This window comes from Dokdonella sp. (assembly GCF_039926425.1).
GTDB lineage: Bacteria > Pseudomonadota > Gammaproteobacteria > Xanthomonadales > Rhodanobacteraceae > Dokdonella_A.
Genome location: NZ_JBDSWZ010000308.1, coordinates 1 through 7721, shown reverse-complemented (window position 1 = coordinate 7721; position 7721 = coordinate 1). Strand labels below are relative to the sequence as shown.

Below are 7721 nucleotides of genomic sequence, written 5' to 3'. Positions count from 1 at the left end.
TCGCGACGTCGCGATCGATGGCGATCTGAAAACCTCGTGGCACTGGCACGCGGTTCGCGACGGCGCGCAGGTGTGGGCGCCGGGCTTGCAGGTCAGTGCGGAAAAGGTGCGCATCGGCAATCCGGAGTGGGCGAAAAAGCGGGCGTTCGCTCAACTCGAAGGCATCGAACTGGATCTGCGCCTGTTGCCGCTGCTCGGTCATGCCGTCGTCATTCCCCGCGTGCGCCTGGTCAAGCCGTCGCTGGATTTCGAGCGACGCAAGGACGACAGCAACACCTGGACGTTCGCGTCGTCCGGTCAAAGCGGTGCCTGGAACGCGGAGGTCGGTGAAATCGAGTTCGACGCGGGCGACATCGCGATTGCGGACGCCCAACGCGATCTCGACGTGCACGTCGAGATCGAACCGCTGGATGTGCCGATCCCGTTCGGCCAGCGCGTCGAAGGCGACGATCCAACGACACGGCGCGGAGTGATCCAGCGTGTCGGCAAGACTGCCGCTCGGCGTTTGCACGAAGCCGCCGAATCGCGCGCGCGCAAGCGCACCGTCGAAAACAGCCCGCCGCCGTACCGGTTTGGCTGGACCGCAAAAGGAACCATGCGCGGCGCAAAGATCGACGGCAACGGGCGTTTCGGCGGAGTGCTGGCACTCAGCGACTCGAACCGGCCGTTTCCGGTGCGCGCGGACATCGAGGTGGGCAACACCGAGATTGCGCTCACCGGCACCATTACCGACCCTACAAGTCCCGACGCGATCGACATGCGGTTGTGGATCAGCGGATCGAACCTCGCCGACCTTTATCCGATCGCCGGGCTCTCGTTGCCGCAGACACCGTCGTACGCGAGTGTGGGCAGGCTGAGTGGACATTTTCATCCGCACAGCACGTCCCTGAAGTATGAGGATTTCACCGCGCGTGTCGGCGGAAGCGATCTCGCCGGCACGCTGACTTACAAGTCGGGCGATCCGCGCGCAACACTGACCGGCGAGGTGGACTCGACCCTGTTGCAGGTCGAGGATCTCGGCACGCTGGTCGGCGTCAATGGGGCGGACGGCAACAAGGCCGGCGACACGTCGCGTCCGCGCTCCGGTCGCGTGCTGCCGTCGTCTCCGTTCGACGTGCAGCGATGGAACGCGATGGACGCCGATGTGCACTTCACCGGCAAGCAGGTCGTGCGCGTCATCGAGCTGCCCATCCACGATGTCGACACGCAGATCGTGATGAAAGACGGAAAGCTGATGCTCGATCCACTCCGCTTCGGCATGGCCGGCGGAACCGTCAAAGCATCGTTGCACATCGATGCGAACACGAAGCCGGTCGAGGGCACTGTTGCGCTCGATGCGCAAAGGCTGCTGCTGCGAAAGCTTTTTGCGCACACCGACGGTTTGTCCACGAGCGAGGGCGAAGTGAGTGCGACCACGCGTCTTGCGGGCAGCGGCAACTCGATCGCCTCCATTCTCGGCACATCGAACGGCTCCCTGAAAATCCTGATGACCGATGGGCAGGTCAGTGAAGAGCTGATGGAGAAAGCCGGGCTCAACGTCGGCAACCTGGTGCTGACGAAGTTGACCGGCGACCGGCGCATCGCGATTGATTGCGCGGTCGCCGATTTCACCGCGAAGGACGGAAGCATGACCAGTGATGTATTCGTCTTCGACACCGAGAATGCACGGATCGACATCGACGGCCATATTCGCCTGTCCGATGAATCGGTCGACCTGACCGCGCATCCGCAGACCAAGGGAATCCGCCTGCTCTCGCTTCGCTCGCCCCTGCACATCGAAGGAAGTTTCCGTCACGTCGAAGTCAGCGTCGACAAGAAACAGTTGCTGCTGCGCGGTGGGGCCGCGATTGGCCTGGGGCTGGTTGCGCCGCCCGCTGCACTGCTCGCGTTGACGGCGCTCGGTGGCGACACGCCGAAATCCTGCGCAGGTCTGATCGAACAGGTGAAACAGTCCGGTGGGAAGACGCCGGATTCGAAGAAGGCTGCGCCTTCACCCATCGATCGCTCGACAAACGCGAAGAGGAAACCGTCGCGGGATTGATTACATCGTCGTGGCAGCCTCGAACCGGTTCGCGTCGACATTCTTGCGCACGCGCGAAGGATCCCAGATGCGGCCGTTCATGGCGATGTAGATGCCGTCCGCGAGCGTTTGCACCGCGCCGACCGCGCAGCCGATATTGAACACCGCGTCCGAACCCTTGAACAGCGCGGGATTCAGCGCGCCAGTCAGCACCACCACCTTGCCGGCCAGCCCCTCCAGCGCCTTCGCGGTTTCGACCATGGTGTCGGTGCCGTGGGTCACCAGCGCATGCCGATGCGGCTGGGCTTCGATTGCCGCACGGATCGCGTGGCGGTCGTGCTCGTCCATGTGCAGGCTGTCCTTGCGCATGACCGGCAGCACCTCGAACGTGAACGCGACGCCGAGCGTCTGCAAGATGTCGCCGATCTGCGGCTCGCCGATCTGGAACGTGGACTTGTCGTCGAAATAGATCTTGTCGATCGTTCCGCCCGTGGTGACGATAACGAGGTGCTGCATGCTGGATCATCCCGTGGCGCAGGGCGGCGAACCGCCGCTCCGAGGGGCGCGATTGTCAGTCAGGACCCGCGCAACGTCCATCGTCGCGTGGCGAAACTCGATCGCACCGTCGCGGCGTCGATGAGCGAAACGCTCGTGGACAATCGCATCGGGAGTCGGCAAGAATGCCGCGGTTCGTTGACCGCGGAGAAACAGTGATGTCGGCAATCCAGGGCGCATTGCACGACCTCAACGACCTGCGTTTTTTCGCAGCGGTGGTCGAACACCGCGGATTCTCTGCGGCCGGTCGCGCGCTTGGGACACCGAAGTCACGCTTGAGCAAACGCGTCTCGCAACTGGAGGAGCGCCTCGGCGTGCGACTGTTGCAGCGGACGACGCGACGATTTGCGGTCACCGACGTCGGCGAGCGTTTCTATGCGCATTGCCGCGCGGCCCTCGAGGAGGCGCAGGCGGCGCAGGATGTCGTCGATGAGCTGCGCGCCGAACCGCGCGGCATCGTGCGCGTCAGTTGTCCGGTTTCGCTGGCGCAGACCCTTCTTGCGGACGTGATGCCGGACTTCCTTCTGCAGTATCCGAAGATCCAGGTGCGCCTGCTCGCGAGCAATCGTCGCGTCGACATGATCGGCGAGGGGTTCGATCTGGCGATCCGCGTGCGCGACAAGCTCGACGCGGATGCATCGATGGTGTTGCGCACGTTCGGCCAGTCGCGCGTGCTGCTCGTCGCGAGCCCAGCGTTTCTCGATGCGCAGGGGCGGCCGGAACAACCGGCGGATCTCGAGCGGTTGCCGCTGGTGTCGATGCTCGAACACGAAGGCGCGCAGATTCTCGAACTGATCGATACGCACGGGCAGAAAACGAACATCGAGATGCAGGCACGCGTGACCTGTGGCGAATTCGCGGTGCTTCTCGAATCGGCAAAGCGTGGTGTCGGCATCGCGATGCTGCCGGAATTCATCTGCGGTCCATCCCTCGTGCGCGGCGAACTTGAAATCGTGCTGCCCGCGTGGTCCATGCCCCAGGGAACGATGCACTTCGTCTATCCAAGCCGGCGTGGCCAACTTCCTGGCGTGCGCGCATTCGTCGAATTTCTTGCTGCGCGACTGCCCGACGCGATGCGCCGGCAAAACTCCCCGTGCGAGGAACAACGCAAGACCGTCGAAGCGGTCATGTGACCAACGCGTCGTCACGCCGAGCAGTATCCGGGTGGGAGCGGTTTCAGCCGCGATGTAGGCGGAACCCTCTCGGGGCAGCGAGCTTCTGTGCTCAACGCGTGCGCTTGTAGCCTCGCGCATCCCAGCCGAGCGCTCCGATCAGCACCACGCAGAGCAGCGTCTCAACCAGCGCAACGCCGCGCACGCCCGGTTCGCTCCATGCTTCGGAGATACCGTGGCAGAAGTAGAACAGCGCAGCGATGCCGACCCACAGCAGCGCTCGCCCTGCACCCTTGCGCAATGCGAGCAGCGGAAGCAGCAACGGCGGCAACGTGATCACCAGCGCAACCGTGGATGGCGCGAGCCATCCGTGCCAGACGAGCTGCAACAGCGTCAGCAAGGCCCATGCGACAAGCCCGATGGGCAGTGCTTTCACGCGCCGCGCGCCAAGCGAGCGGCAACATCCGCGACGCGGCGCCCGAGTGCGCGAGCCAGCGTGCGCTCGTCGTCGCTGAGTGGATTGTCCCCGTTCGCGCCGCCGACGTGGCTCGCGCCATAGGGCGACCCGCCGCCTTGCGTGCGGCTGACCGCTGGTTCGGTGTAGGGCAAGCCGACGATCAGCAGGCCGTGATGCAGCAGTGGCAGCATCATCGAGAGGAGTGTCGTTTCCTGGCCGCCGTGCATTGTGTTGGTCGAGGTGAACACAGCGGCCGGCTTGCCGACGAGTGTCCCGGACGCCCATTCCGCGGCGGTCGAATCGATGAAGTACTTCATCGGCGCGGCCATGTTGCCAAACCGGGTGGGACTGCCCAGCACGAGGCCCGCACAGTCGCGCAGGTCGTCGCGAGTGGCATACGGCGAACCGTCTTCCGGTTCCGGCGGCGCGGTGGTTTCCGTCACCGGCGCGACCGGCGGCACGCTGCGCAGGCGTGCGCGCATGCCGTCGACTTCCTCGACCCCGCGTGCGACCAGCCGCGCGAGCTGCGCGACCTTGCCAGTCCGGCTGTAGTAGAGAACAAGGATTTCGGTCATGGAAAAAGTCCGCTCGGCGGGCATGTCGGGTGCGCGTCGTCCAGGGAAGGAAAGCAACCCGGTGACTACGCGACGTAGTGGTTCACCGCACCTGTCGGCTGGGTTAGGCTCACTCCATGATGCCCCGACTCGCGAAGTTTGCCAGAAGCCGCTACGACCGCGAGCGGGTGTCCACGTTCCTCGAATTCACCTGGGATCGCTTCCTCGAAGACCGCTGCATGCAGACGGCCGGCGCGTTGTCGTTCACCTCGGTGTTCGCGCTCGTGCCTCTCACCGCGGCGATTCTCGGCATTCTCGCGGCGTTTCCAGGCTTCGCGGGCTGGCGCGACCAGATCACGCAATGGGTCTTCGACAATTTCGTGCCGGCGGCCGGCGGCACGGTTCAAGGGTACATCACCCAGTTCGCCGACAACGCGAGCAAGGCGACTGCGGTCGGTATCCTGGTTCTTTTGTTCAGCTCGATTTCGCTGATGACCAGCATCGAGGATGCATTCAACCGCATCTGGCGTGTGCAGGTCATGCGCCGCGCAAGTGCGCGCTTCCTCGTCTACTGGACTGCGCTCACGCTCGGTCCGTTGCTGGTGGTTGCGGCACTGGCGATCAGTTCCTACGCGCTTGCACTGCCGTTCATCGACGTCGCCGACGCGCAGCTGTCCATCAAGGCGCGCGTGCTGTCGGTGCTGCCATTCCTCATCGTGTGGAGCACGCTGGTGGCCGCGTATGCGGTGATCCCCAATCGCACCGTGCAGATGCGCCACGCACTGATCGGCGCGCTGATCGGCGCGGTGCTGTTCGAGGCGGCAAAGCGCGGATTCGCGCTGTACGCCACCAATTACGCGAGCTACCAGGCGGTGTACGGTGCGCTGGCGATGGTGCCGATCTTCATTTTCTGGATCTACCTGTCGTGGGCGATCGTGTTGTTTGGTGCATCGATCACCGCGTCGCTGAGCGCGTTCGACTATCGCCCTGCGTCGATGCGCCTGCCGCGTGGACAGGAATTCGCGGGCCTGCTGCGGGTGCTCGCGCACTTCGTTGCCGCACAACGACAGGGGCTCGGCCTGCGCAGCGAATCACTGCGTGCAGCAGAACCGTTTCTCACCGATGATCTCCTGCAACGCTACCTCGGCGACCTGCATCGCGTTGGACTGATCCAGCGTGGCGAACTGGGCGAGTGGATGGTGGTGCGCGATCTTGCCACCACCGATCTGCTGGAAATCTACGAAGAGGGCGCGTACCGGCTGCCACTCGATCTCCACGCCATCGAGGGCGGGATGGCGCAGCCGGGATCGGCCTTGCTGGAGCAACTCGGCGATCAGGTACGCACGTCGCTCGACATCCGGTTGGCCGAGCTGTTTCCGCCCGATGTACCATCGACGGCCGCAGTCGCTCCCGACGCGCCCACTTCCGATTCAATGGAGCTTCCATGAAATGCATCCGCTTTTCTGCGCCCGTCGCCATCGCGGTGCTGCTGGCGTGCGCACCGGTTGCTGACGCGAAGGACGTAAAGCAACCGAAACTGGTCGTGAAGACACTCGACGGCAAGACGTTCGATCTGGCGGCTGAACGTGGGCACTGGGTGGTCGTGAATTTCTGGGCAACGTGGTGTGGGCCGTGCATCAAGGAGATGCCGGACATTTCCGAATTTGTCGGTGCTCATAAGGACGTCGTCGCGATCGGACTCGCGTTCGAGGACACCGACAAGGCCGAGGTCGATGCGTTTGCGATGTCGCATCCGGTCGCCTATCCGCTGGCCCAGGTCGACGTATACAAGCCGCCCGCAGATTTCGACGCACCCCGCGGGTTGCCGACGACGTATCTGATCGGACCGGACGGCAATGTTTCAAAGAAGTTCACCGGGCCGATCACCCGCGCCGATCTCGAGTCCGCGCTCGCGGCCGGGTCCAAGAAGTAGCAAGCGGATGCCGAGCCTGCGGTTCCTCGTGGCCGGTCGGGTCCAGGGCGTGTTCTTTCGAGCGTCGACTGCGCAGCGGGCACGCGCGCTTGGCGTCACCGGCGTTGCCCGGAATCTCGACGATGGTCGCGTCGAAGTGGTCGCCAGTGGCGATGTCGACGCACTCGCTGCATTGCATGCGTGGCTGAAGCAAGGCCCGCCCGCTGCGCGTGTCGACGCCGTCGAACGGCTGGACATTGCCGCGCAGGATCACACCGATTTTTCGACGCGCTGACGATGCGTCCACCGCGCAAGCTTCCGTCGCGCTCTTCGGCGTCTCTGCCGGGTATGCGTCGGCATGGACTGGCACGCGTGCTCTCCAAGCTCGGCATCGCATCGCGCACACAGGCAGCCGAGTGGATCCGCGCCGGACGCGTCGCGGTCGATGGCCAGGTTGTGCGCGACGCGGAGTGTCCGACGGATCCGGAGCGCGCGCGCTTGTCGATCGACGGCATTGCGGTTGGCGCGCGCGAGCGTCTCTATCTCATGCTCAACAAGCCGCGCGGTTACGTGACCACCGCATCGGACGAGCGCGGTCGCGATACCGTGTATGCACTCCTTGCCGAATCAGGCCTGCCATGGATCGCGCCGGTCGGACGCCTCGACAAGGCAAGTGAAGGCGTGCTGTTGTTGACCAACGACAGCGAATGGGCGGCGCGCATCACCGCGCCGCACTCAGCCATCGACAAGACCTACCACGTGCGGATCGATCGGTTGCCGGATGCAGCTGTTCTGGCAGCGCTGGTGCATGGCGTCGAGGTCGATGGAGAAACCCTTGCGGTGAAGCAGGTGGGTGAACTGCGACGCGGTGAGAAGAATGCGTGGCTGGAGATCGTGCTCGATGAAGGTCGCAACCGGCAGATCCGCCGAGTCCTCGGCGCGTTCGACATTGCGGTGTTGCGGCTGGTCCGGGTCGGGGTTGGGGGCATCGAACTTGGTGAACTCGCCAAGGGCTGCTGGCGCCACCTCAGCGCGGCGGAGGTTGCGTCACTCGCCGAACCTTCGACGACTGTTCCCGCGTTCTCGTCCTGCTGAAAGCCGCGGGACAACG

The 7721-nt window shown here is 64.4% G+C and carries 9 protein-coding genes; 6 read left to right on the top strand and 3 right to left on the bottom strand.

Annotated elements, in window-relative coordinates:
* The coding region (locus ABIV12_RS17170) for an AsmA family protein (protein WP_348061615.1) at positions 1–2041 on the top strand (2041 nt) is incomplete at its 5' end.
* On the opposite strand, the gene ABIV12_RS17165 is transcribed toward ABIV12_RS17170, so the two are convergent.
* Positions 2042–2536 carry an asparaginase domain-containing protein gene (locus tag ABIV12_RS17165; RefSeq protein ID WP_348061613.1) on the bottom strand — a complete coding sequence of 165 codons (495 nt, stop codon included), beginning with the start codon at positions 2534–2536 and terminating at the stop codon, positions 2042–2044. It lies immediately after the preceding gene.
* A 197-nt stretch (positions 2537–2733) separates the two neighbouring features.
* Between ABIV12_RS17165 and ABIV12_RS17160 the strand changes: the two genes are divergently transcribed.
* Positions 2734–3708, top strand: coding sequence for a LysR substrate-binding domain-containing protein (locus ABIV12_RS17160; RefSeq protein WP_348061611.1), 975 nt, complete (start codon positions 2734–2736; stop codon positions 3706–3708).
* Between the two features lie 91 nt (positions 3709–3799).
* Here ABIV12_RS17160 and ABIV12_RS17155 read toward each other — a convergent pair whose 3' ends face one another.
* Both ABIV12_RS17155 and wrbA read right to left on the bottom strand, forming a co-directional pair.
* On the bottom strand, positions 3800–4123 hold the full coding sequence (locus ABIV12_RS17155) for a DUF2069 domain-containing protein (RefSeq protein WP_348061609.1): 324 nt from the start codon (positions 4121–4123) through the stop codon (positions 3800–3802).
* Positions 4120–4719 carry an NAD(P)H:quinone oxidoreductase gene (wrbA, locus tag ABIV12_RS17150; protein ID WP_348061607.1) on the bottom strand — a complete coding sequence of 200 codons (600 nt, stop codon included), beginning with the start codon at positions 4717–4719 and terminating at the stop codon, positions 4120–4122. The genes ABIV12_RS17155 and wrbA overlap by 4 nt, the downstream gene beginning before the upstream one ends.
* A 116-nt stretch (positions 4720–4835) precedes the next feature.
* Between wrbA and ABIV12_RS17145 the strand changes: the two genes are divergently transcribed.
* The 4 genes from ABIV12_RS17145 to ABIV12_RS17130 are packed head-to-tail and all read left to right on the top strand — an operon-like array spanning position 4836 to position 7705.
* Entirely contained in the window at positions 4836–6146 is a 1311-nt protein-coding gene (locus ABIV12_RS17145; RefSeq protein ID WP_348061605.1) for a YihY family inner membrane protein, read from the top strand.
* Positions 6143–6631 carry a TlpA disulfide reductase family protein gene (locus ABIV12_RS17140; RefSeq protein WP_348061603.1) on the top strand — a complete coding sequence of 163 codons (489 nt, stop codon included), beginning with the start codon at positions 6143–6145 and terminating at the stop codon, positions 6629–6631. The genes ABIV12_RS17145 and ABIV12_RS17140 overlap by 4 nt, the downstream gene beginning before the upstream one ends.
* 7 nt (positions 6632–6638) lie before the next feature.
* The gene (locus ABIV12_RS17135) at positions 6639–6905 is read left to right on the top strand and encodes an acylphosphatase (protein ID WP_348061601.1); all 267 of its coding nucleotides are present in this window, start codon (positions 6639–6641) and stop codon (positions 6903–6905) included.
* Between the two features lie 2 nt (positions 6906–6907).
* A complete protein-coding gene (locus ABIV12_RS17130) occupies positions 6908–7705 on the top strand; it encodes a pseudouridine synthase (protein ID WP_348061599.1) in 798 nt (265 codons plus the stop codon).
* Positions 7706–7721: the final 16 nt, after the last annotated feature.

Excerpts from the sequence above, each read along its gene's own strand:
- ABIV12_RS17165 (WP_348061613.1), bottom strand. The coding sequence starts at position 2,536 with ATGCAGCACCTCGTTATCGTCACCACGGGCGGAACGATCGACAAGATC.
- ABIV12_RS17160 (WP_348061611.1), top strand. The coding sequence starts at position 2,734 with ATGTCGGCAATCCAGGGCGCATTGCACGACCTCAACGACCTGCGTTTT.
- wrbA (WP_348061607.1), bottom strand. The coding sequence starts at position 4,719 with ATGACCGAAATCCTTGTTCTCTACTACAGCCGGACTGGCAAGGTCGCG.
- ABIV12_RS17145 (WP_348061605.1), top strand. The coding sequence starts at position 4,836 with ATGATGCCCCGACTCGCGAAGTTTGCCAGAAGCCGCTACGACCGCGAG.
- ABIV12_RS17140 (WP_348061603.1), top strand. The coding sequence starts at position 6,143 with ATGAAATGCATCCGCTTTTCTGCGCCCGTCGCCATCGCGGTGCTGCTG.
- ABIV12_RS17135 (WP_348061601.1), top strand. The coding sequence starts at position 6,639 with ATGCCGAGCCTGCGGTTCCTCGTGGCCGGTCGGGTCCAGGGCGTGTTC.
- ABIV12_RS17130 (WP_348061599.1), top strand. The coding sequence starts at position 6,908 with ATGCGTCCACCGCGCAAGCTTCCGTCGCGCTCTTCGGCGTCTCTGCCG.